Annotated in this window: 26 protein-coding genes, 1 tRNA gene and 1 pseudogene; 12 read left to right on the top strand and 16 right to left on the bottom strand. The window is 35.4% G+C overall.

What is annotated here, in order from left to right; translation table 11 throughout:
• Window positions 1-47: 47 nt before the first annotated feature.
• The 7 genes from M2098_RS07540 to M2098_RS07510 all read left to right on the top strand — a co-directional run bounded on the left by M2098_RS07540 (window position 48) and on the right by M2098_RS07510 (window position 6,613).
• The gene (locus tag M2098_RS07540; protein WP_280683245.1) at window positions 48-1,178 is read left to right on the top strand and encodes an ABC transporter ATP-binding protein; all 1,131 of its coding nucleotides are present in this window, start codon (window positions 48-50) and stop codon (window positions 1,176-1,178) included.
• Window positions 1,175-2,821, top strand: coding sequence for an iron ABC transporter permease (locus M2098_RS07535; RefSeq protein WP_280683247.1), 1,647 nt, complete (start codon window positions 1,175-1,177; stop codon window positions 2,819-2,821). Before M2098_RS07540 ends, M2098_RS07535 begins: the two co-directional genes overlap by 4 nt.
• Window positions 2,822-2,833: 12 nt before the next feature.
• Window positions 2,834-3,901 carry an extracellular solute-binding protein gene (locus tag M2098_RS07530; RefSeq protein ID WP_280683249.1) on the top strand — a complete coding sequence of 356 codons (1,068 nt, stop codon included), beginning with the start codon at window positions 2,834-2,836 and terminating at the stop codon, window positions 3,899-3,901.
• Window positions 3,902-3,987: 86 nt separating this feature from the next.
• Window positions 3,988-4,647, top strand: a complete 660-nt coding sequence (gene deoC / locus M2098_RS07525; RefSeq protein WP_280683251.1) for a deoxyribose-phosphate aldolase — start codon at window positions 3,988-3,990, stop codon at window positions 4,645-4,647.
• A 30-nt stretch (window positions 4,648-4,677) separates the two neighbouring features.
• Window positions 4,678-5,529, top strand: a complete 852-nt coding sequence (locus M2098_RS07520) for a transketolase (RefSeq protein ID WP_280683253.1) — start codon at window positions 4,678-4,680, stop codon at window positions 5,527-5,529.
• Complete coding sequence (locus tag M2098_RS07515; protein ID WP_280683255.1) at window positions 5,529-6,491, top strand: transketolase C-terminal domain-containing protein; 963 nt, start codon at window positions 5,529-5,531, stop codon at window positions 6,489-6,491. The genes M2098_RS07520 and M2098_RS07515 overlap by 1 nt, the downstream gene beginning before the upstream one ends.
• A 47-nt stretch (window positions 6,492-6,538) precedes the next feature.
• Window positions 6,539-6,613 (top strand) — tRNA-Arg (locus M2098_RS07510).
• A gap of 254 nt (window positions 6,614-6,867) precedes the next feature.
• On the opposite strand, the gene M2098_RS07505 is transcribed toward M2098_RS07510, so the two are convergent.
• The 11 genes from M2098_RS07505 to M2098_RS07455 form a co-directional block, all read right to left on the bottom strand.
• Window positions 6,868-7,575 (bottom strand): site-specific integrase, encoded by a 708-nt coding sequence (locus M2098_RS07505; protein WP_280683320.1) that lies wholly within the window; start codon window positions 7,573-7,575, stop codon window positions 6,868-6,870.
• Window positions 7,572-7,913 carry a hypothetical protein gene (locus tag M2098_RS07500; protein WP_280683257.1) on the bottom strand — a complete coding sequence of 114 codons (342 nt, stop codon included), beginning with the start codon at window positions 7,911-7,913 and terminating at the stop codon, window positions 7,572-7,574. The genes M2098_RS07505 and M2098_RS07500 overlap by 4 nt, the downstream gene beginning before the upstream one ends.
• A gap of 21 nt (window positions 7,914-7,934) precedes the next feature.
• Window positions 7,935-8,144 (bottom strand): helix-turn-helix domain-containing protein, encoded by a 210-nt coding sequence (locus M2098_RS07495; RefSeq protein WP_134168239.1) that lies wholly within the window; start codon window positions 8,142-8,144, stop codon window positions 7,935-7,937.
• Window positions 8,145-8,454: 310 nt separating this feature from the next.
• Entirely contained in the window at window positions 8,455-9,168 is a 714-nt protein-coding gene (locus tag M2098_RS07490; protein ID WP_134168241.1) for an ABC transporter permease, read from the bottom strand.
• Window positions 9,165-9,845: an ABC transporter permease gene (locus M2098_RS07485; RefSeq protein ID WP_134168243.1), complete on the bottom strand. Its 681-nt coding sequence runs from the start codon at window positions 9,843-9,845 to the stop codon at window positions 9,165-9,167. Before M2098_RS07485 ends, M2098_RS07490 begins: the two co-directional genes overlap by 4 nt.
• Window positions 9,842-10,687, bottom strand: coding sequence for an ABC transporter ATP-binding protein (locus M2098_RS07480; RefSeq protein ID WP_280683260.1), 846 nt, complete (start codon window positions 10,685-10,687; stop codon window positions 9,842-9,844). The genes M2098_RS07485 and M2098_RS07480 overlap by 4 nt, the downstream gene beginning before the upstream one ends.
• A 56-nt stretch (window positions 10,688-10,743) precedes the next feature.
• Complete coding sequence (locus tag M2098_RS07475) at window positions 10,744-11,340, bottom strand: TetR/AcrR family transcriptional regulator (protein WP_280683262.1); 597 nt, start codon at window positions 11,338-11,340, stop codon at window positions 10,744-10,746.
• Between the two features lie 253 nt (window positions 11,341-11,593).
• Window positions 11,594-12,916: a transposase gene (locus M2098_RS07470; RefSeq protein WP_280683264.1), complete on the bottom strand. Its 1,323-nt coding sequence runs from the start codon at window positions 12,914-12,916 to the stop codon at window positions 11,594-11,596.
• A 269-nt stretch (window positions 12,917-13,185) separates the two neighbouring features.
• A complete protein-coding gene (locus M2098_RS07465) occupies window positions 13,186-13,533 on the bottom strand; it encodes a hypothetical protein (RefSeq protein ID WP_280683266.1) in 348 nt (115 codons plus the stop codon).
• Between the two features lie 150 nt (window positions 13,534-13,683).
• The gene (locus M2098_RS07460; protein ID WP_280683268.1) at window positions 13,684-14,040 is read right to left on the bottom strand and encodes a VOC family protein; all 357 of its coding nucleotides are present in this window, start codon (window positions 14,038-14,040) and stop codon (window positions 13,684-13,686) included.
• Between the two features lie 2 nt (window positions 14,041-14,042).
• The gene (locus tag M2098_RS07455) at window positions 14,043-14,273 is read right to left on the bottom strand and encodes a hypothetical protein (RefSeq protein WP_280683270.1); all 231 of its coding nucleotides are present in this window, start codon (window positions 14,271-14,273) and stop codon (window positions 14,043-14,045) included.
• A gap of 54 nt (window positions 14,274-14,327) precedes the next feature.
• Here M2098_RS07455 and M2098_RS07450 point away from each other — a divergent pair, with 54 nt between their 5' ends.
• Window positions 14,328-14,720: an alpha-glucosidase C-terminal domain-containing protein gene (locus M2098_RS07450; protein WP_166667524.1), complete on the top strand. Its 393-nt coding sequence runs from the start codon at window positions 14,328-14,330 to the stop codon at window positions 14,718-14,720.
• 62 nt (window positions 14,721-14,782) lie between these two features.
• On the opposite strand, the gene M2098_RS07445 is transcribed toward M2098_RS07450, so the two are convergent.
• The gene (locus tag M2098_RS07445) at window positions 14,783-15,640 is read right to left on the bottom strand and encodes an aldo/keto reductase (RefSeq protein WP_280683273.1); all 858 of its coding nucleotides are present in this window, start codon (window positions 15,638-15,640) and stop codon (window positions 14,783-14,785) included.
• A 142-nt stretch (window positions 15,641-15,782) separates the two neighbouring features.
• Between M2098_RS07445 and M2098_RS07440 the strand changes: the two are divergent.
• From M2098_RS07440 to M2098_RS07425, 4 genes and pseudogenes are all read left to right on the top strand, one after another.
• A pseudogene (locus M2098_RS07440) lies at window positions 15,783-15,878 on the top strand (MerR family transcriptional regulator); the annotation flags it as partial.
• A gap of 27 nt (window positions 15,879-15,905) precedes the next feature.
• Window positions 15,906-16,121, top strand: a complete 216-nt coding sequence (locus M2098_RS07435) for a hypothetical protein (protein WP_280683275.1) — start codon at window positions 15,906-15,908, stop codon at window positions 16,119-16,121.
• Between the two features lie 81 nt (window positions 16,122-16,202).
• Window positions 16,203-17,168, top strand: coding sequence for an aldo/keto reductase (locus tag M2098_RS07430; protein WP_280683277.1), 966 nt, complete (start codon window positions 16,203-16,205; stop codon window positions 17,166-17,168).
• Window positions 17,169-17,207: 39 nt separating this feature from the next.
• The gene (locus M2098_RS07425) at window positions 17,208-17,969 is read left to right on the top strand and encodes a YdcF family protein (RefSeq protein WP_280683279.1); all 762 of its coding nucleotides are present in this window, start codon (window positions 17,208-17,210) and stop codon (window positions 17,967-17,969) included.
• A gap of 38 nt (window positions 17,970-18,007) precedes the next feature.
• Here the strand turns inward: M2098_RS07425 and ugpC are convergent, their stop codons facing one another.
• The 4 genes from ugpC to M2098_RS07405 all read right to left on the bottom strand — a co-directional run bounded on the left by ugpC (window position 18,008) and on the right by M2098_RS07405 (window position 24,018).
• Window positions 18,008-19,099: a sn-glycerol-3-phosphate ABC transporter ATP-binding protein UgpC gene (gene ugpC, locus M2098_RS07420; protein WP_280683281.1), complete on the bottom strand. Its 1,092-nt coding sequence runs from the start codon at window positions 19,097-19,099 to the stop codon at window positions 18,008-18,010.
• Between the two features lie 65 nt (window positions 19,100-19,164).
• Complete coding sequence (locus tag M2098_RS07415) at window positions 19,165-19,710, bottom strand: helix-turn-helix domain-containing protein (RefSeq protein ID WP_280683283.1); 546 nt, start codon at window positions 19,708-19,710, stop codon at window positions 19,165-19,167.
• 15 nt (window positions 19,711-19,725) lie between these two features.
• Window positions 19,726-22,080 (bottom strand): glycogen/starch/alpha-glucan family phosphorylase, encoded by a 2,355-nt coding sequence (gene glgP, locus M2098_RS07410; RefSeq protein ID WP_280683285.1) that lies wholly within the window; start codon window positions 22,078-22,080, stop codon window positions 19,726-19,728.
• Window positions 22,081-24,018, bottom strand: a complete 1,938-nt coding sequence (locus M2098_RS07405) for an alpha-amylase family glycosyl hydrolase (protein ID WP_280683287.1) — start codon at window positions 24,016-24,018, stop codon at window positions 22,081-22,083.
• Between the last annotated feature and the right edge of the window lie 133 nt (window positions 24,019-24,151).

Raw genomic sequence — 24,151 nt, 5'->3', positions numbered from 1 at the left:
AAATTGTTGGTAAGATACAAACAGTTAGAAAGTAAGAGGTGGATTTTATGAGTGTTGAGATTTCAATTAGAAACGCTGTAAAAAGATATGGGGAGAATACAATCATTGAGGATTTATCATTAGATGTAAAAAATGGGGAGTTTTTTACCTTACTAGGTCCTTCAGGATGTGGAAAAACGACACTGCTTAGAATGATTGCTGGATTCAATACGATTGAAGGTGGAACGTTTAAATTTAACGATACCTTAATCAATACAATGAATCCAGAAAAAAGAAATATTGGGATGGTATTTCAAAACTATGCCATCTTCCCAAATATGTCTGTAAGAAAAAATGTTGAATTCGGATTGAAACATAAGAAGAATTTGAAAGTGGACATCAAAGAAGAAACAAATAAATTCTTAAAATTAGTAAAAGTTGATGGATATGCAGATCGAATGCCAGATCGTTTATCGGGTGGACAACAACAACGTGTTGCACTTGCTAGAGCTTTAGTTATTAAGCCAGATGTATTGTTGATGGATGAGCCATTATCAAATCTAGATGCAAAACTTCGTGTAGAAATGCGTACAGTAATTAAGGAGATTCAAAGAGAAGTTGGGATTACAACGATTTATGTAACGCATGATCAAGAAGAAGCGATGGCGGTATCTGATCGAATTGCAGTAATGAAAGATGGAGTGATTCGTCACTGTTCGACACCGCAAAAGATTTATCAAAGACCTGCAGATGTATTTGTTGCTACATTTATTGGAAAATCGAATTTACTACAAGCTAAAGTAGTTAAAGAAAATGATACACAATATGTAGAATTTCTAAATGGATATAAAGTTGTATTCAATGATATGAAAGATGCAAACCATGAGGAAAAGGTTACAATTTCTGCTAGACCAGAGGAGTTAACTGTACACAAAGAAGTGCAAAAAGATGGAATCAAAGGAATTGTAAAAGATAGTGTATTCCTTGGGTTGAATACACATTACTTCGTTGACCTTGAAACAAATGAAGAAATTGAAATTATTCAAGAATCAGAAATTGGAGAAATTATTCAACCAGGTAGTGAAATTACATTAACAATCAATACCAAAAAAGCGAATGTATTTAGCGAAGATGGAAGCAGTCTCATGCATGGTGTAGATAACATCACTACAAAAGAACAGGCGGATAAAGCGCTATGACAAATACAAAGAAACGAGATATATGGACGTATGTGTCCATTGGACTAGCCGCTTTATTTATTTTATTTCTAGTATTTCCATTAGGTAAATTATTAAAAGAAGCAGTATATACAAATGGGGAGTTCTCACTAGATGCATTTGTGAAGTTCTTTCAAACACCGTACTATTACACGTCGATATTCAATAGTACGAAAGTTGCATTAACTGTAACTGCACTAAGTTTACTATTGGGGATTCCATTCTCCTATTTCTATACCTTCTTTAAAATGAGAGGGAAGAAAATACTCTTTGTGCTTGTCTTATTATCGACAATGTCTGCGCCATTTATCGGAGCCTATGCATGGGTATTATTGATGGGAAATTCGGGATTAATTACAGAATTTCTAGCAAAAATAGGAATTACGGATTTCTCAATATATGGATTTGGTGGAATCGTATTTGTACAATCGATGAAGCTTTTCCCATTAGTTGTTATCTATATGAATGGAGCATTTAAAGATATTGATAACAGTTTACTTGAAGCAGCAGAAAGTATGAATTGTACAGGACTAAAAAAATTCAAAGAAGTTATTATGTCATTGACTATGCCAACCATTTTAGCTGCTGCATTACTTGTATTTATGCGTTCATTTGCTGATTTTGGAACACCGGTTTTAATTGGACGTGGGTATTCAACATTCCCAGTATTGATTTACCAACAATTCTTAGGTGAGAATGGTACGGATTATCACTTTGCATCAGCAATTAGCGTTATTGCAATCTTAGTTACTGGATTAATCTTTATTATTCAAAAATACGCGACAAACAAATTTAAATTTACAATTAATGCAATGCATCCAGTGCATCCAAAGAAAGCAAAACGTTTTCAAAATATGTTTATGCATGGATTCAACTATATGTTAGTTGCATTAGCGATGTTGCCACAATTTTATGTCATTAACATGTCATTTAGAAATTATCGAAATTCCATCTTACAACCAGGATATTCACTAGTGAATTACCAAAAAGCGATGGAAAAAGATTTATTTAGATCACTTGGTAATACATTACTGATTAGTGTAGTTACATTAACTGTTGTAATTATTATTGCTGTTCTTATTGCATACTTGGTAGTAAGACGTAAAAATGCATTTAACAATGCAATAGATGTTGTTTCCATGTTGCCATATGTAATGCCAGGAGGAGTTATTGGTATTGCAATGATTATTGCCTTTAGTGGAAAACCATTCTACTTAACAGGAACAATTGCGATTATGGTTATTGCTTTGGTGATTCGACGAATGCCATTTACCAGTCGATCCGCAACTGCCGCTATGATGAAAATACCTGAGAGTATTGAAGAAGCTGGAATTAGTTTAGGAGCTTCAAAATTACAGACATTCGTTAAAGTTACCATACCAATGATGTCGAGTGGAATTATTGCTGGTGCGGTATTGAGTTGGGTATCTATTATTACTGAGATGTCATCAGGAGTTATGTTATACAACAATAAAACGATTACATTAACATTAAGTGCATATGCTGCCATTAACAATGGTACATATGGAGTTGCAGCGGTGTTTGCGACAATAACGACAATCTTTACAATTATTAGTTTAGTGATTTATTTGAAATTTGCCAAAACCGAAGATGTTTCGGTCTAAAAGGAGGACATTATGAAAAAATTAAAAGGATTATTTTTAGTAGCAATGCTGTTATTAGCAGCATGCTCAGGAAGTGGAGGAGATGGTGATTCAAGTGATAAATCAGATGAAGCAAAACGTCCAGAATGGGCGCGTCCAGTTGATGAAATAACTGGAACAATCACGGTTTACACGACAATGGAAGAAACACAACAAGAAGCATTAAAAGAAATTTGGAATGATATTTATCCAAATTCAAAAATTGAAATTCAAACAGATTCATTAGGAACACTTGCAACTCGTATTCGTAGTGATGAAAAAAATGATGCAGATGTAATCGTAGGGGGATTGTTCCAAGCAGATGGTGATACATACCACGATATCTTAGAAAAATATACATCTCCATTAGATGAAGAACAAGGGGACTATGTTGATCCAAATGGATACTACACATACTATGATGTACAAGTAATGAGTTTGGTTGTAAACCCTAAACTTGCAGAAGACTTAGGTGTGGAAATTAAAGGATACAAAGATTTATTAGATAAAAAATTAAAAGGAAAAATTATTCTTGCAGCACCAGATGCAACTTCATCAGGATGGCGTCAAGTACAAACGATGTTAGCTGTTATGGGTGATGAGTTTGATGATGGCAAAGCTTGGGAATACATTGAACAATTAATGCCACAAGCATTCAGTACAACATCATCAAAAGATGTGTACAATTTAGTAACAAATGGTGAATATGTAGTTGGATTATCATACGAATCAACAGTAGATGCATTAATTCGTGATGGTGCACCAATCGAAAATGTATACATGGTAGAAGGAAACACAGCAATGGCTACAGCTGGAGCAATTGTAAAAGATGCACCAAATAAAGATGCAGCTGAAGCAATGATGGATTTATTAGCATCACGTGAATTCCAAGATATCCGTGCGGAAAGATCATCAGGTAGAGGAACAAACGTTAACAGTAAATTAGTTGATTTACCAGAAGAAAAAGAATTGAACTTAACAAAATTAGACTTCGATTACCTTATTGAAAATAAAGCAAAAATCATGGATCGTTGGAACACACTTTGGAATGAAACACACTAGTTAAAAATTAACATATGAGGTGATGTAAAAAACTAGGGGTATACAATCTCTAGTTTTTCTTTCATCATCTATCAAGGAGAAAAGAAATGAATAAATTAATTGATCACACATTACTAAAGGCAAATGCAACAAAAGAACAAATACTAACATTATGCAAAGAAGCAAAAGAATATGACTTTGCAAGTGTTTGTGTCAATTCCTATTGGGTGCCTACGTGTAAAGAAGCACTAGCCAATTCTAATGTAAAAGTATGTACTGTTGTGGGATTTCCGTTAGGCGCAATGAGTAGTGCAGCAAAAGCAGAAGAAACAAAAATTGCCATTGAACAAGGAGCGCAAGAAATTGATATGGTATTAAATATCGGTGAATTGATTGCAGGTAATGATGAAGTAGTACGTAAAGATATCGCAGCAGTAGTCGATGCAGCAGATGGTCACATCGTAAAGGTTATATTTGAAACATGTTTATTAACAGATGAGCAAATTGTAAAAGCATGTCAGTTATGTGTAGAAGCAAAAGCAGGATATGTAAAAACAAGTACTGGATTTAATAGTGCAGGTGCAAATCCTCGAGTTGTTAAACTTATGAAAGATACAGTAAAAAATCAAGCGTTGGTGAAAGCAGCTGGAGGGGTTCGCTCAATTGATGATTTACAGGAAATGGTAAAAGCAGGAGCAAGTCGTATTGGAACAAGTTCTGGAGTTGCCTTAATGAAAGGTGCAAATACAGATCCAAGTTCTTACTAAAAAGAAAGTTAATCTGGGGAGGAAAATAAGATGAATGAAATGGAAATGCAAAAGGTACAGTTATTAGCAGATAAAACACGACTTGATGTTCTAAGGATGTTAAAACATATTGGATATGGACATGTTGGAGGCTCATTATCCATTGTTGAAGTGTTAGCTGTACTTTATGGAAAACAAATGCACTATGATCCAAAAAATCCAAATTGGTCTGAGCGTGATATGTTTGTTTTATCGAAAGGACATTCGGGACCAGGATTATATAGTGTACTAGCAAATAGTGGTTTCTTTGATAGAGAAGAGTTATTAACACTTAATGCAGGAGGAACAAATCTACCTTCGCATCCTGACCGCTTGAAAGTTGTTGGAGTTGATATGACGACGGGTTCTTTAGGACAAGGTATTTCTGCTGCGGCTGGAATGGCAACAGGTTTAGCCATGCGTAAGAAAGATCAATATGTATATGCAATTGTAGGTGATGGTGAATTGAATGAAGGGCAAGTGTGGGAAGCTTTTCAATATATTGCACATCATGCATTGCATAATTTAATTGTATTTATTGATGCAAATAAAAAACAATTGGATGGAACTACAGATGAAGTAATCAAACAATTTGATATTGCCAAGAAAATGGAAGCTTTTGGATTTTATACACAAACGGTTAAAGGTAGTGATATGGAAGCAATTGACCAAGCAATTGAAAAAGCAAAAGCATATGAAGGTAAAGCATTATGTATTGTACTTGATGGAATTAAAGGGGCAGGCGTTCCATATTTCGAGACATTAAAAGCAAATCATTCCGTTAAGTTTACAAATGATGAAATTAATCAAGCAACAGATGATGCAATTGCTAAACTAGAAGCAAAAATAGGGGGAGCAAACTAATGTTTACACTGGATAGAGAAAATAAAAAACCACGACGTGATTTACGCATGGCAGTGGTAGAAACATTAATTGATGTTATGGATACAAATCCAAATGTAGTTGCATTAGAAGCGGATTTAGGTGATGCAAGTGGATTCAATAAAATCAAAGCTATCCATCCAGAACGTTTTATCAATGTGGGGATTGCTGAAGCAAACATGGTTGGCGTAGCTGCTGGACTAAGTCTTATTGATTATGTACCTTTTATTCATTCATTTGGACCATTTGCTTCACGACGTGTATTTGATCAATTGTTTCTTTCTGGAGGGTATGCAGATACAACAATTAATGTATATGGTTCCGATCCCGGATTTAATGCAGGACCAAATGGAGGAACACATACGACATTTGAAGATGTAGCACTTATTAAGATGATTCCAAATTCGATTATTTGTGATGCAGCGGATGATGTACAAATGGAATGGATAGTTCGTGAATTAGCAAAGTTAAAAGGTGTACACTATATCCGTGGAAATAGAAAAGCGGTAAGAAATGTATATGCGCAAGGGTCTACATTTAATTTAGGAAAAGGAAATGTTGTAAAAGAAGGAAGTGATGTCTTATTAATTACTGCTGGACAAATCCTTTCAGATGCACTTGATGCAGCAGAATCACTTCAAGAACAAGGGATTTCTGTAGAAGTAATTGATATGTTTACAATCAAACCATTTGATACAGATCTCGTATTAGAAAAAGTAAAAAATAAAAAAGTGATTGTTACATTCGAAAATCATTCAATCTATGGTGGAATAGGAAGTACAGTTGCAGAAATTCTAGCTGAAAATACAGTGAATGTACCACTCTATCGAATGGGAGTAGATGAACGCTTTGGACAAGTTGGCAGCCAAGAGTATCTACAAAAAGAATTCAACTTAACTGCAAGTGATGTAATTGATACAATAAAACGTGCATTAAGTTTATAAAAAGATGAGAAAAATATATCCATTTGTAGTATGATAATATAGGTCATGCCTCCGTAGTTAAATGGATATAACCCGCCCCTCCTAAGGGTGAATTGTGAGTTCGATTCTCGCCGGGGGTGCCAGTAAACAACGCTGTAAGCCTTTATTCGTAAGGGTTTGCAGCTTTTTTGATTTTTGGAACAGAGAAGCTGACTCACAATTAATAACGGATAAATCTGTCCCCTATTCTGTAATGCTTCGTTCATATTTGCTAATTAGATTCGAACACTTTCCCACATTCTTGCTAAGAAAAATGCTTATTTGCTAATCCCAGAATTTTGGTTAATCAGAGCTGCCAACGTGGTTGCCAGTTCGGGGGACTTCTGAAGCTGCTCAATCAGGGCATTGATATCCAGTGCTGGAGCCTGTGTTTTTTTTCCGGTGGATGCACATTTCTCAAATCAGGATTAGAATAGAAAGCGGTTTCAAATTTTAGAGCATTCACTTTTCTATCTTCATCCAAGATATGAGCGTAGACTTTGGTAACCATATCAATCTCAGCATGTCCGGTATCGCCCTGAGTGGCTTTCAGGTCGCCGTGGTTGAGCTTTAACTTGTAAGTGGTACTAGAATGTCTAAGCGAGTGAAAAACCACGTTAGGAAGCCCTGCACGTTCTTTGAGCTCTGCAAATGCTTTGTGAATCAACCGTTCATCACACGGGCGCCCATTCGGCAACGCAATCACAAGATTATAATCCTGATACTCTTCACCTAAGAATCCTCTTAGCTCATCCTGTACCGATTTCCATTCTCGCATGATGTAGGCAACTGTTTTAGGCAGCCATATTTTCCGGATGCTAGAAGTTGTCTTTGGCTTTTTCAAAATTACCCGTGTGCTTGTATTTGGCATAAGCGGTGTAAAAATGTGGTAGATATCCTGCTCACCAATCATTTCAATTGCACGCTTTGAGCAACGAGTGAGCTCCTTATCGATATAGATATAAGCATTATCGTCAGCAATATCTTCATCTGAAACATGAACATTATCCCACGTCAAACCCAGACATTCACCCATTCGCAAGGAACAAGCAAAGGCCAGGTTCATTGCAATATAGAGTTTCCCGTCACGGCATTCATCCAAAGCAACCCGAATCGTGTTTGCATCCCATATATCACGTTTTTATATTCAACCTTTGCTAGAATTGTGTGTTCAAACGGATTCTTACCAATCATTTCCCAACGCACTGCCTGATGAAAGGCGCAGCGTAAAAGTTTGTTGATTTGTGAAATGGTTGAATTGGTGACATACTGAGTTTTTGCTTTTCTTTTCATGGCTTCTTTATGGGTATGCCATGTTTCCCATTTTTGTTTTGTTTCGCCTTTTTCATCCACATAGTTATACACCAGTGAATACGATTTTTTTCTTTTTATAATTGAGGCCATACGTCTTTCTTCCTTTCGTGACTATAGATTTTGTTTATCTAGCCAATCATCAAATGATTTTTTTGAAATTCGTATGGCAGTACCGATGCGTACTGTTTTGAAATGCCCCTCCTTGACCAAGGTATAAGCGGACGTTCTGCCGATATTCAAAATTTCAGCAATATCCTCTACTTTATATGTTCTGGAGTTTGAGGCACAATTAGCATTTACGCATTGCAATGTGCTGTCCATAATGTCCTCCTTTCGGACACAGAGCAGTGCGTGTAAAATAACTTCCATTTATACTTTACCGCGTCTCTACTCAAATGTCTGCTAAAAAAGTAATCGAATTATCCATAAGCATAAAACGGACAGCTACTGGCATACCTAAAGGTATTTCCTTTGGGCACAGCTCCACGGGAATTTCACCCCTCCGGCGGTCTGATACATTTCAGATTCAGCCGCCATAAACCCATACTTTGTGTAGAGAAAAACGAAAGCCACTACCGTCTAAAGTGCGGTTCTGTGCTTACAAATCTGAATTATAGGTGTATTTTTCGACTCAAGCTATTTTCTTATTAAATCGTTTTGTCGGTAATACCATCCACATAAGAACTGCGAATAGTGCAATCCCTATCAATATATAATCACTTTCCTTGACGGCTTTCGCTAGCCAGTATGACGGAAGCACCGAAAAAATACACTGCGCTTTTTCGTTTATGAAAAAAGGTGCTAAAGCTCCAAGCGTAAACAGCATTGTAAACTTGCCCACCGCCATTCCCTCAACTTTATTTGCGGAAAACGCTACAATTAGCAAAGCTGAGCAAACACCTTGCACCGTGCTTACGATTGCCAATCCAATTAACATTGCCGTATTCATGCTTACATGGTGGAAAAGTGCAAACACAATGACACTCATAACCATTGAGATAATTCCTGTTAGACCAAACCGCGATAATAAATATCCTGTTTTCCCCAATGGCGTTACTGCCAAATAGGATATTAGCCGTTCATCAGCTTCCTCTAAAACCACCATTGCGATAACAAAATTATACATTGACGGTGTGAGCATAACTAAAAATAAATCCAGTAATCCGTAGTATGGTGATATGATGTGTTCTATAGCCAGATAGTTAATAAGCTGCATTTCGACTAAGGGAATACCAAACCGAAACAGTAGTCCCACCAAAACCGGCACAAATGCAATAACCAAGAGCATAGGGTCTTTTTTCATCTGCCGGAGCATTTGGGAATAACTCAGTAAAATTGCTTTCATAGCTTTACACCCCCAAGCCTTTTCCACATTTTCTCTGTTGAACCATAAGCAAGAACAAGTAAGAGCGTAAATACAAGTGCAAGGATAGCTATATCATAACCGGCACCGTGCGTACTCCCTGTAATTAAGGCCATGCTACTACTCAGCGGATAAAATCGCAAAATATCTGCCGGATAAAATAGATAAATAAGCGGCGGCACAAAGCATATAATTTCTACAGGTACGGTTGCCATCAGATACCCATTCAAGCTACTTATTCTCGTGGCTACAATCAGTCCCAACAGTGTAAAAATGCCCGAAGTTAAGGCGACAGAAAGCAAGAGCATTGGGATATTATTGCTATCCGCCACTACTGCCAGCACCAAAGAAACCAACACGGATATAACGGCGAGTGAAAGCACTTTAGATAAAATATATTCTATTGTCGTTACAGGGGATACAGCCAGTGCGTTTAATACCCGCTCACTCTTTTCCAATAGCACAATCGCACCCATAAAGAACAGCCCAAGAGCCGCCGGGTCGGAATATATCATCACACTTGCAGCCTTTTCTCGCCATGCTTCGGGAAAAAACAATAGCAACATAATATAGACGACTGAAAAAGTCACATAAAGAAAGTAGAAGCCATACTTTATTTGAAATCGCATATCCCCAAGCAGGAGCTTTATAAACCTCATTTTAGCGTCCTCCCGGTAATTTCAATGAAAATGTCATTCAACGTAGGTTCGCTGCTGTGAATAGACTGTATGCGATTGCTTTTCAGCAATTCTATCAATCTATTGTCCGCCGATGTCTGTGCCAATGGACATTCGGCGGTATGCTCTGTACCATCATGGAATGTGTACTTTACGGTTGCCGCCCCTTTCCGCATTATCAAATTGTGGGGTGTATCCAAGGCTTTAACGTGACCGTCAACTATGAAGGCAACCCGATCACAAAGCTCGGTAGCATCCTGCATATTGTGCGTTGTGAGCAGAATGGTCTTTCCGTGTTTCTTTTCGTCCAATATCAAATCTTTCATTATGCGACTGTTAGTAGGGTCAAGGCCGCTTGTCGGTTCGTCAAGGAATAAAATATCGGGGTCATGTAATAGGGCTTTAATAAAATTTAGCCTTGATCGCATTCCTTTGGAGTAGTCCGACACCTTTTTATCACCGTCGTTTTGAAGCCTCACGCGCTCTAAGAGGGTATCAATGTTTCGGGGCGGCTTTGTATATAGAGAGGCAAAGAATTGTAGGTTTTGGCGTGCGGTCAATTTTTCATATAAGGTCGAATATTCAAAATCAACACCAATGCTTTCATAGAAAGATTGCTTATGCGTTTTGCATTCAACGCCATTAAGTATTGCGCTTCCGTTATAAGTTGTTATTAAGCCGGTCAATATTTTTTGGAGCGTTGTTTTGCCTGCCCCGGACGGGCCGAGGAATCCGAATATTTCGCCCTTTGCTACATGAAAACTCATGTTTTCGATAAATGGTTTATTTGTATAGCTGAAGTCTAGCTTTTCAACAGTTATCATAAATACCTCCCGTATTGACTGAATAAGTCTTTTTGGTCAAATAAAAAGCAAATTTTTTACTTTCCCTGTATTAGCTGTATAACAAGCCCCTTAATTGTCAGCTTTAATGCTTCATCAAAATATTTCTCGCCCACTCCACGCTTGTATACCATAGCGATAAAAAGATTTCGCAATGCCGTTGAAAGTGCATCAATATTATCATTGCCCGGCAAAGAAAGTATGTTCATCACATCTTTAACAAGATCGCTATCGTGCCCAAAATGCTTCTGCATAATTTCTTGTGGTAGCTTGCGATACAACAATTCTATTTCGCCAGTTGTCAAGAGCTTTAGAACACCGGAATCGTCTACGGACTTATAATACCGATAAAGAATGTTGGTCAATCCATCAACTGACACTTTTCCTTGAAGTCCACGCATTTCATCCAAAAGCTGTTTTTCAAGCATATCGTGCTGGTCTTGCAATACTTCAAACAATAGCAATTCTTTTGTCTTGTAGAATAGGTAAAAAGTGCCTTTCGGTATTTTTACACGGTCAATTAAATCATCAACAGTTGTACGCTTCACGCCGTAATTCAGCAGACAATATGTCGCCTCTTCTTTAAGCCTCTTTTTGATATAGGAACGTTCATCATCAGAATATGTTTTTGGCATATATGCACCTCTTTTTGACTAAGTTATTCTTCATAGTCAAAATAGCACTTTTCCATTATTTTGTCAATATATTTGCTGAAAAACGAGCAGATTCGTTTGCAAGGTTTTTCATGGGTCAATGAATATTGCTTGTGCATTTGAAAACGAAAATGACGAATACACTTTTGCTTAGTCATTTGAAACTGTCCAAACATCATGCATATCGTCATTTTTTGCATTATAAAAAAACTTATATCCTTAACCTCTTTAGGTTCTAGTTAAAATTATACATACTCATATAATTTGTTTGTTTTTTCTCGACATGAGTCTTCGCCATCGATAGCATTACTAGATTTGCTAACTGAACTCTCACTCTAATTGTATCTAAGTTTCGCAAATAATGATGCTCAAATCCATAATCACAATCCAACCTTGCATTATACCTTTCAACTGCGGTACGCCCTTTATAGAGTCTTTTAAACTTCTTTGATCCTCTTGCTACTTCGTTGAATATACGCTCATCATCTTTTAGATATAGTCGATATACTTTTCCATTATGCTCATATCTCATGGCTTTTCTTGTTTTGTCATAGCCTAAGTATTTCATAGAATCCGCTTTACCTGTTTCAGGATTTGCGTAATATATATCACCATTTTCATAGTAGTATATGTTCGTATCTTTGTATTGTGTTCCATCTTCATCTTTTCGCATTTTCCTTGCATCAACGATAGGTCTAATCCCTAACCCTCTTGCTTGATTGAATAATTCCTTTCCATCATATCCTTTATCAAGCATTAGATATTTAGGCTTGTGACTTAACTCTTCTACCATTTCCTTCATTACCATACGTTCACTGATATTGGCTTTATCAATATGTACGTTAATTGGGAGTCCAGTTAATACATCCACAATTACGTGCGCTCTAAACCCAAAGAAACTATGTTTTTTAATCTTTTCTTTTCCATTTTTATCTGTAATGAAATTTTCTTTAATAGATACCGATGCATCATTCTCGCTACGGCGCTCTCCATCTGCATGTTCATTTACTCGATTCGCATAACTCTGAATATATTTTCCATCTCCTGCTAACTTTTCTCCAAATCCTTCCACATTCTCATAAAAATACTCTACCAGATTCTTTTGAATAGAATCTAGTTCCTCTTGATAATTTTCCAACCTTTGGTAGAATCGCGTAAAGACTGCTTCTCCAGGAACTTTCTTTTTAATCCCATCAATATAATCAATATCTCTTAACCAACATATCTTTCGCAAATCTCTATTTCGGTTTAATTCTCTTATAAATGAAGCAGTAGAATTATGTCCTAATACAATTTTTGCGAGAGCTAGATTCAATATCACTTCATTTGGATAATCATTTCTTCCTTTTCCACGCTCACGATTCGGAGCAGTTACCAATGTAGAAACATCTAGTCCCTTGAAACAATATTCTAAACGCAAAAAATCATCACTTACTTCAAGATCTAAACACTCAAAGATATCCATTTGAGTATGTTGCCTTCGGAATTTCTTCAAAAGTGATTTTTCTTCAGGAATTAGTAACGATTTTGGTTGTTCTTGTGGTACAATTGTTTGCATAAGAGGTCTCCTGTATTATGTATTGTTTGGTACTTATATTTTACCATGGATTGGCCTCTTATGCCTTTAAATAAAGGGTTTTTGAACCTTTTTTCAATTTGATACGTAAAAACGATGGATTTCACTCATTTCAGAGATAATCCATCGTTTTCTTTGTGGTTTTGGTGCGAAACGAATTTCTCACGTCTCATTTCAACCTGTATTCATCGTGATTATTTAACTAACGAATTGACTCTTTGTGAATGTTAATCTAGAAGAATTAACTATAATCAAACAATATTCTCTCCAAGTATTATTTTTGGCATCGTAGTTAAACATCTTGTCCATCTTTTGTAAAACTGTTCTATTCCTAATTTTGAAACTCTTGCGTGAGTTTCTTCATCCTCAACAACCCAGTATAGTACATAGGTCACTTTACCTACATATCGTGTTAAAGGGATGGGATTTTCGCCAGCTTTTACAGCATTAAAGTCTTTTTGCCTGTGAGTACGCTTTATGTACTTTACCTCGATAACACCTTTTTGTTGCAAATAAAATTGCGCAACCTCTTTCATAAGTTGTTCGATTTCATCTTGTTTGTTGATTTTTGCTTCATATATGCATATCTCATTAAACATATTTGCTCTCCCTTTAGAAAATAATCATTACATATATTATAAAGCGCAGTAGATCTTATAGCAACATGGAGCATATTGCACATTATGTCATTAAAGAGTTTCATACAGCAATCTCTGATTTTGTTAGAAATTTTAGGTTATACTTTACTTTTAGTTGCAAAATTCAACAACAATGCCTGCAGGATCTGTAATTCTAAAGTTAGTTGGCATGGGCCCTTTGTCGTGAATTGGACCAGGTTGATATCCAAGTTCCATTGCTTTCTGATGTAAGGTAGATAAGCTGCCTTCATAAGCAAATGCGATTACCATACCTTCACCAATAAAAACAGATCCATTTTTAAACTGAATGAGTTCAATCATGGTTTCACCATTTTGATTTGCAAGAAAAACGGTTTCTCCTACTGGTGGATGAATTGTAAACTGTACAGATAAACCAACAAGTTTTGTATAGAATGTTATAGATTCCTCTATATCAGGGACAAGAAATGTAATGTGTTTTAGTTTCATAATTACCTCCATGGTTGTTGTGATGATTGCAATGTAGATGTTGTGCTTTGTACATCAGAAATAGGAATAATAGATGTTTTGTATACATCTTTCAAAATAAATTGGCTTACAAAAGCACTAAGTGTATATGCAACAGGAAATGCTAACCAAACGAATTCGACTTGTCCGCTTAAGGATAAGAAATACACAAGTGGTACAATCAATATGTCGTTGTTGATAAAACGACCAGTCATGAATATATGATGCGCTACTTGAATAAATCAAGTCGCGATCAAGGAAGAACACCCATGCAGTGGAATACAGAGATACATGCAGGATTTTCAACCGCAGAACCATGGTTGAAAGTAAATGATAATTATTCACAAATCAATGCAGAAAATCAAATGCAGGATGAAAACTCCATTTTCAATTACTATCGAAAACTAATTCAATTTCTAAAAGAAAGTGATATAATTGCATATGGCTCATATGTAGAATACTGTGCAGATCATCCAAGTATTTACGTATATGAACGTGCATATAAAAATGAGAAAATCTTTGTGCTATGTAATTTCAGTGCAAATGAAATTACATATGATCCATCTTTATTCCCAAAAGAGAAACATACGATTTTAGCAAACTACAAAGATCAAAAAGGTGGTATCCTTCGTGCATATGAAGCAATTGTATGGAAAGCATAGAGAAAGGGCAAGACGAGTTTTGATAACTTGTTTTGCCTTTTTGCAACTCATAATATTTGAATTTATTGATTTTTTCTAGCATGAATGAGATTTATGAACATATCTACAGCTTCAGGTGTTTGATGGTTAAAAAATAAACTTTCATTGGTATCGAGTGTACTGATTGTATGCATATCATCATCGGATAGGACAAAATCAAAAATATCAATATTTTCTTTCATTCGTTCTTTATGTACTGATTTTGCTAAAGTCACGACGTTTCTTTGAATTAACCAACGTAAGATGACTTGGGCAATACTTTTTCCATATTTCTTTGCGATTGTTTCTAAAGTTTCGTTTGTAAATATATCATTTTTTCCTTCACCAAAAGGTGCCCAAGCTTCTATTTGCACATTGTTTTTTATCATGTTGGATTGTGCGTCGACTTGTTGGTGAAAAGGATTTACCTCAACTTGATTCACTTGTGGTATCACCTGATTAAAAGCACAAATATCGGAAAGTCGATCTGGATAAAAGTTACTAACTCCAATTGCTCGGACCTTTTTCTGTGCATATAAATCCTCTAACGCACGATACGATCCATAATAATCACTAAAAGGTTGATGTAATAAGATAAGATCAATATAATCAATCTTTAGTTTCTTCATTGACTCATGAACGGATGCGATTGTCCTTTCATATCCGTAATTATCAATCCAGACTTTTGTAGTGATGAATAATTCTTCTCTTGGAATACCACATTCTTGAATTGCTTGTCCAACTTCTTCTTCGTTGAAGTACGCTTGTGCTGTATCAATTGAGCGATATCCAACTTGAATTGCATCTAGTACAGCTTGTTTTGTTTCTTCTTTAGGAATCTGAAATACTCCAAAACCTAATATTGGCATTTTCACACCATTGTTTAATTCTACATAGTTCATCTTATACCTCCTTGACGATTATCGTTTGATTCGATATATTTACTATATATTCCGGTAGTTACAACCGGTCAAGAAGGAAATGAGGGAAATATATGTACACAATGAAAGAAACTTGTCAAAAGGTTGGTATGACTTATGAAGCATTAAAATTCTATTCAATCAGGGTTTAGTACCAAATGTAAAAAGAAATGAGAATAATCATAGAGTATTTGATGATAAAGATGTTGCCTGGATATCAAATCTATCATGCTTGAAGGAATGTGGAATGACCATTCAGGAAATGAAAGAGTATGTGGAGTTATGTCTTGAAGGTGAGAAATCAATTCCAGTACGAAAAGTAATTTTGGATGATAAACGAAGAGAATTAATGCAGAAGTTAGAAGCAATTGAAGAAAATATTGCATTTATTGATACAAAACAAAAGTTTTATGATGATGTACTTGATGGAAAGATTGAATATGTAAGCAACTTAAAAAAATAGAAAAGTTGCTTTTTCTTTTTGATTTTGCTTGACCGGTTGTTGCAACCGGGTGCTAGAGTGAGTGTAGAAAAGGAGATTCAAATGGAATATTTTACAATTGGAAATTCAAATAAAGAAATATCAAAATTATGTTTAGGTTGCATGACTTTTGGTGATGTTGAAAGTGGATTTCATAGTTGGACATTAAACTATGAAGACTCTAAGGACATGATAAAACATGCATTGGATTTAGGAATCAATTTCTTTGATACTGCAAATGTATATTCAAAAGGAACAAGTGAAGTATACTTGGGAAAAGCATTAAAAGAACTGAATGTTGATAGAAAAAAGGTGTTTATTGCTACTAAAGTGTATTTTAATGATGGAAAACTCTCAAAAGAAGCAATCCTTCGAGAAGTTGATTTATCCTTAAAAAGACTTGAGATGGAATATCTTGATTTATATATCATTCATCGTTTTGATAAGGATACACCTATGGAAGAAACGATGGAAGCTTTAAATGAATTAGTTACATCAGGAAAAGTGAGACATATAGGAGCAAGTGCAATGTATGGATATCAATTCCATAATATGCAAGAAATTGCAGAAAAGAATGGATGGGCAAAATTTGAAACGATGCAAAATCATTACAATATGATTTATCGTGAGGATGAGCGAGAACTTATTCCTGTGTGTAAGCAGTACGGGACTTTGTTGACTCCATATAGTCCATTAGCAGCAGGACGTTTAGCACGTAGTGAATGGCATACAAACACATTACGAAGTAAAACAGATGAAACTGCAGTAGGTAAATATGATGCATTTGAAGAAGCTGATAAAAAGATTGTTCAAAGAGTTATTGAATTATCAAAAACGCATCATTGTACAATGACACAGATTTCATTAGCTTACTTATATGCAAAAGGTGTATCTGCACCAATCATTGGAGCAAGTAAGGAAAAATATATAGATGATGCCGTAGGTGTCTTTGATGTTAAATTAACTCCTGAAGAGATTGCATACTTAGATGAATTGTATGTGCCTCATAATGTAGTAGGTGCGCTATAAAATATTCGTAAACACATGATTCTGTGATATATTAAATGTATGAATAACAAGAAGCAATTAGATGTATTCCAAACTGCGAAATACAGATTTTATTTTGTTGTAGGTATACTATGCATAGTGAATACCATTTTGTCGTTTAACTTATTTACCATTTTATTGGGACTGGGTGGTATCGCCTTAGTATTGTATGCATATACCTGCTTACACAAACAAAAAAATATACTTAAAGATTTACCAAAGCCATTTCAATACATATGTCGAATGGTTGTTGTATGTTTTATGGTAAGTTTTCTATGTATTGAATCACTTGTAATCTATCAAGGAATGCAAACAGATGATATAAAAACGGATTATATTGTCGTACTAGGAGCAGCGATTAAGAACGATCAACCAAGTACTGCACTTCGCTATCGTCTAGATGAAGCTTATGAGCAATATAAAAAGAATCCAAGTGCGAAGATTATTTGCAGTGGTGGTAAGGCAAAAAAAGATGCATATAGTGAAGCAAAAGTAATGCAAATGTATCTAGTGAAACAAGGTGTTCCAAAAAGTAGCATTTTGCTTGAAGAGAAATCTAAGAATACTTCACAAAACTTACAATACTCGTATAATCTAGTTCATGATGCGAATGCAACATTTCTAATTGTGACAAACAATTTCCATGCATATCGAGCAAGTATTCTTGCTAGTAAAATTGGAATGCATGCGTATAGTGCACCATCGCAAAAACTCATAAACGGTTTTACTGCCAATTATATACGAGAATATTTCTCCGTCATAAAATCGGTTATATTAGATTAAAAAACCAAAACCCTTGAAATTGGGTTTTGGTTTTTATGTTATACGATACGGTTTGTTGTTTCTGCGTCGTAAAAGTGGATTTTACTTAAGTCAAATGAGATTTTAATATCGCTATGTGCTTTAATTCCTAAGCGAGTAGCTACTTTAGCAATTACGTTTTCTCCATTAATGAGACCATGTAAAATACTTTCGTGTCCAAGTAACTCACTGATATCCACGTGGAAATCAAATTGTGTACTTGGATATGTATCTGCTACGATATTATCACAGTAAATGTCTTCTGGACGAACACCCATAATAACTTCTTTACCGTTGTATGGTTCTAAGTCTTTGACCATACTGTCGAGAACTTCTATTTTGTGATCACCGAAGGTAAAGTGTCTGTCTTCATAAGTTCCGGTTAAGAAGTTAGTTGCTGGTGCTCCAATAAATCCTGCGACAAATATATTAGCAGGGTTACTATAAATTTCTTTAGGCGTTCCAATTTGTTGAATGTATCCATCTTTCATTACAACAATACGAGTTGCCATTGTCATGGCTTCTGTTTGGTCGTGGGTAACATAGACTGTGGTTGCATCTACGCGTTCGTGTAGTTTAATAATTTCTGAACGCATTTGCACACGTAATTTTGCATCTAAGTTACTTAAAGGTTCATCCATTAAGAATACTTTTGGATTTCGAACAATTGCACGACCTAGAGCGACACGTTGTCGTTGTCCACCTGAAAGTGCTTTTGGTTTACGATTCAAGTACTCTGTTAAACCAAGAATTTCTGCTGCATGATTTACTCTTTTTTTGATTTCTTCTTTGTCCATTTTTTGAAGTTTTAAGGCGAATGACATATTGTCAAACACACTCATGTGTGGATATAGTGCATACGATTGGAATACCATTGCAATGTCGCGATCCTTTGGTTCAACGTTATTCACCAACTTTTCATCAATGTATAAATTACCTGATGTAATCTCTTCAAGTCCTGCAATCATTCGAATCGTTGTACTTTTTCCACATCCTGAAGGTCCAACGAATACGATGAACTCATTGTCTTCAATTTCTAAATTAAAATCGAATACTGCTTGTACGTTATTATCATAAATTTTATTAATATTTTCTAGTTTTAATGTTGCCATATTATGTATCTCCTATGTACTTTTATTATAACTTTAACAATGGAGAACGACTATGTGCACAGTGACTAAATTTTTAAAGCAACAAGCAAATATGCCAGCGCATGGATACTTTTTGCTTCGTTGAGTTCTAAATCAAAGTGCTGTTCCAGCTTATGTAAACGATATGTCATCGTATTGCGGTGTACATAGAGTTCTTTTGCGCTTCTCATCGTATTTCCATTATTTTTGATGTATGTATGTAAGGTATTTCGCTCTTCGTAATCCAATTGTATGATTTTATTTCTCATCATGTTACATAAGGCCTCATCCTGTTGAAAAACAAGGCAATGAAACAAATAATCAGAAATTCCATAACTTCCTAGTGGCTGTTGTTTTAAGAATGTTAGCACACTAGTTGAATCAAATGGGTTGCTTGTATTCGTAAACAAGATTTTTACATTGATTGAAAAATCAAGAACCAAGTTACTGACCAGTGTCTTTGGATCATCAATGAAGGAACTGCGAAGGATTAGTAGCGCATGCTCCGCAGTTCCAATTCTTTGACAATCATATAGAGATAAAAGAGCTTCTTCCACAAATTTTTGATTTGGGTAAATATAAAGTGTTGTCATAACACAAGTATATCGTTAATCTACTAACTTTTCCAATTTCCAAATATCATTTACATAATCTTCAATTGTACGGTCGCTTGAGAAATATCCAGATCGTGCAATATTGATTAGTGCTTTTTTTGTCCAAGCTTGTTGATCTTTGTAAAGTGCATTTAGATGTTCTTGCGCTTTAACATATGCCTTGAAATCTTTAACAACCAAATAATAGTCATTTTCTTTTTCAAAGTAGTCTAAAATTGGTTGGAAATCTTTTAGCTTTTTAATGTAATCCAAGATGAACGTAATCGTTTCATCATCTTTGATATCATCTTTCACCTTGTAATCTGATGCATGGATTGCAAACACATCATCTTTTAATAGACCAAATATTTCGATGTTATCATCACCAACAAGTTCATGAATTTCTACATTTGCTCCATCCATAGTACCTAAAGTAAGTGCACCATTCATCATGAACTTCATGTTTCCTGTTCCACTCGCTTCGAATCCTGCAGTAGAAATCTGTTCAGAAATATCTGCAGCTGGAATCAGTTTTTCTGCATAACTTACGTTGTAGTTTGTAACCATAATTACTTGTAGTTTGTCAGCGACACGTTCATCTGCATTGATGATATCTGCCATCGTACGAATCAGTTGAATTGTGTTTTTTGCTAATACATAGCTTGGAGCAGCTTTTGCACCGAAGATAAATGTCTGTGGATGGAAGTTTTCTTTGAAAGTTTCATCATTAAGTAAACGTTGGTACAGATAAATGATATGAAAAACATTTAGTAGTTGTCGTTTATATGCGTGAAGACGCTTAATTTGGATATCTAATATGGCATTTTGATTAATAGAAATTCCTTCGTGTTTTTGGATATATGAGCTTAATTTCGTTTTATTTGCTGCTTTAATATCCATTAGTTGTTGAAGGACTACTTCGTTATCTAGTTGTTGTTCAAATGCTTTAAACCACTCGATTGGTTTCTCCATTAAACGATCGTCACTGTGACTTTTTACAAGTGATGATAAGTCTGGGTTTGCATAGTGGAACCAACGACGTTGTGTAATACCGTTCGTCTTGTTGTTGAATTTTGTTGGATAGTGATCAGCCCAAATTTTCATTTCTTTTTCAACAAGGATTTTTGTATGTAGAGCTGCAACTCCATTCACGCTAAAGCTACCTACGATAGCTAAGTTTGCCATGTGAACTTTCTTTTTTGCAATAATTGCCATTTTTTCTACTTGTTCCTTTGTGTAGTTGTATGGCTTTAATGATTCTAAGAACATATCATTGATATCTTCAATCATTTGATAAACTCTTGGTAATAGTTTTTGAAGCATTTTTGCATCCCATGTTTCGAGAGCTTCCGCCAAGATGGTGTGGTTTGTATATGCAATACACTTGGAAGTAAGCGCAAATGCATCTTTAAAATTGTATCCATGTTGATCTACAAGCACACACATCAATTCAGGAATTAACAAAGTTGGATGTGTATCATTGATTTGCATCACTACATGATCAGCTAGATTATCTAACGTTTGGTGTGTTGCTAAGTGCTCTTTTAGAATGTTTTGTAGTCCAGCACTTACAAACAAGTACTGTTGTTTCAAACGTAATTCTTTTCCTTTAGTTGTTGAATCATCAGGATATAAACAGCTAACAATATCCATAATGTCTTTCTCATATGTATCGAAGTTTTTTTGGTTCTCAAGTGGTAGTACGTCATACATACGCAAACGATTTGCTGTTTGTGAAGCACCTACAATTGGCATATCATAAGGCATTGCCAATACATCAACTGTATCAGTTAGTGAATATGAACCATCTTCTGCTTTATGTAGGTTTCCGTAAAATGACACGGTTGTTGCATCATCACTGATTTTGTTTTCCCAAACGTTACGGTTGTTTAACCATAAATCTGGTAATTCAACTTGTTTATTGTCAACAAATGTTTGTTTGAAAAAACCATGACGATAACGTAAGGTAATTCCGTGTCCTGGATAATTCAAAGAAGCGATTGAATCCATAAAGCATGCAGCAAGTCTCCCCAGACCTCCGTTACCTAAACCAGCATCTCCTTCTTCGAACTCAATATCTTTAATTGAAACACCGTATGGTTTCAGTACTTCATCAATTTCATCAAAGATATTCATGTTTTGTAAGTTGTTAATGAGCAAACGTCCCATAAGAAATTCCATTGAGAAGTAATACAGTTGTTTAGCATCTTGTTTCTTCGTTAAAACTGATGTGTTTTCGATTTCTTTTGCCGCTAAGTTTTGTGTAAGTGTTGCAACTGTAATGTACATTTCATTTTTACTTAGTTGTCCAAATTCCTTCGAAAAAAGTTGTGTGGCAGTTTCCTGCAGTTGATCTTGAATAGTTAGCATTTAATTTTCCTCCCATATAATTCGTAACGCTAAAGGTTCTAGTGTTAATGAAGTTGATGTCGTTGTTGAGTATAAAACTTCATATTCTTGTATTTGCAAATCAAATGTCTTTGATTCATGCATGTTTGCATTTGCTAGTATATATAAATGTTGATTCGCATCTTGGTAATGAAAGATCACTTGATCTTTGTCTGGCGTTGCAATGTATGCAACGTTTTCTTTGTTGCGTAAAAGATTTTTATATTTTGTTTTGATCTTAGCAATTTGAAATAAAGTTTCCATGAATGATTCATAAGCACTGTCATAGTGAAATTCGTATTTATCAAACAATGCAAGTTTCATATAATACGCATCATTTTCATCAAGTGCATACAGTGTATTTTCATCGACATCGACTCCTGTATTCATGGCTTGTTTTTCAAGCAGTTCTTGACCCGAGTTCATAAATGGGGCAAAGTTGTATGCAAATTGATTCAGTATCGTTATCAATAACGTTGTTTGATATCCACCTTTACGAGAAATGAGCCTTGGTGTATCGTGGGTTTCACCCGCAGCAAATACCATTGTCGGAAGACACATACCGTTGTAATAGAAATCACGTGTTAACTGTTCGTGAAAGCGATGTGTATGATAAAATCCATCACCGATAATTAAGTCATAGCCAAGTGCTTTTGCTTGCTCGGTACTTTTTTTAGTAGCGGTTAGTTCTTCTGCAATAAAATAAAAATCTGATTTACATGCTTTTGCCTTTGTGATAATTTTTCTTGTTAGTGGTTCTGGTAAGGCATGTCCCATATCCGTTCTTGCCCCATCTAAGTCAAACTTCTCAATGTAATACGGTAGGATATTACTTAAGGTATCCCATAAAGCTTCGTTTGGTATCTCTCCAGGAAATAAGTTTGCTTTGATTGTATCAAACAAGATATATGGAACCTTTGTGTCCGTAAGTTGCTTTTCTGTAACGATTTTTGGTTGGTCCATATAAAGACGGAAAAATGTAACATCACTCCAAGCAGGTTGTACATCATTAATTTGATCACTGAATGCCGGAGCAACTGTCATATTGAATGTTTCGCGAATTAACTCCAATGGATTCAATGACGGATCTGCTTGATAGCGTGCAACAAGTGCATCCCATTTTTTTGGATCACGAATATTAGGAGCTTCCTGAAACTTTGCAAGATGTGCTTTTGTCTCCTTTGCAGCATACAGTTGTTGTAGATATTTTTCTTCTATTGCAGTTGTCGGTGGAATTCCATCAACTTTTGGTGGTTTATATCCTTGCAAATCATCAAGTCCAATCCAGTAAAACCAATCTGGATGAGACATAAGAAGGGTTGTATTTACAGAGTTTGTTCTTGGAATGATATCAAGAACAACACGCATTCCTAAAACATGACATGCTTCAACGAAGGCAGCAAATTGCTCGTCCAGACTTAATTCATCCTTTGTAATTGGATCAAATAGTTCTTCATCAATAGCGAAAAAGTTACTGACTCCATAAACGGATCCTAATTCACCTTTTTTGTCCATCCGAGAATATTGCATGATGGGTAATAAATAAATGACATTGATACCCATCGCCTTTAATGTTGGTAAGTATGCAATCATTTTCACAAAGGTACCAGTTTCCTTAAACCCATCTGTATTTATTAGCTCAACTTGTTGATCTTGATTATGATCAAAGGTCGTTGAAGTCCGGATCATCGTGGAATAATAATATGCATCGCGATAATCTCTAAGTAGTGGTTCAGGATGATCTAAGATATAGTCGATTTGCTCCTTGTAGTATTGATAAGGGTTTACTTTGACAATCTTCTCATCAGTTTTTTTGTGGGCAATATACGTCCAAGCTTTTGGTACATAATAGGTTTGACAATCGTCTTTTTCATACATTTCTAAGACATTTCTTAGCTTTCTTAATATGGTTTGTTTCATCGTTTTTCCTCACTAATTCAAGTTCATTATACAAAAATGGTAGGGTTTTCATAGGATAAATACGTTGGAAACAATTCCAAGTTTTTGTTTTGCATGAAACTTGTAGAAATGAAGCCATTTTAGAAATAATTGA

The organism is Breznakia sp. PFB1-19, from assembly GCF_029893935.1.
GTDB classification, from domain to species: Bacteria; Bacillota_I; Bacilli_A; order Erysipelotrichales; family Erysipelotrichaceae; genus Breznakia; species Breznakia blatticola.
The sequence above is the reverse complement of the archived record's forward strand: the minus strand, read 5'-3'. Positions and strand labels throughout refer to the sequence as shown.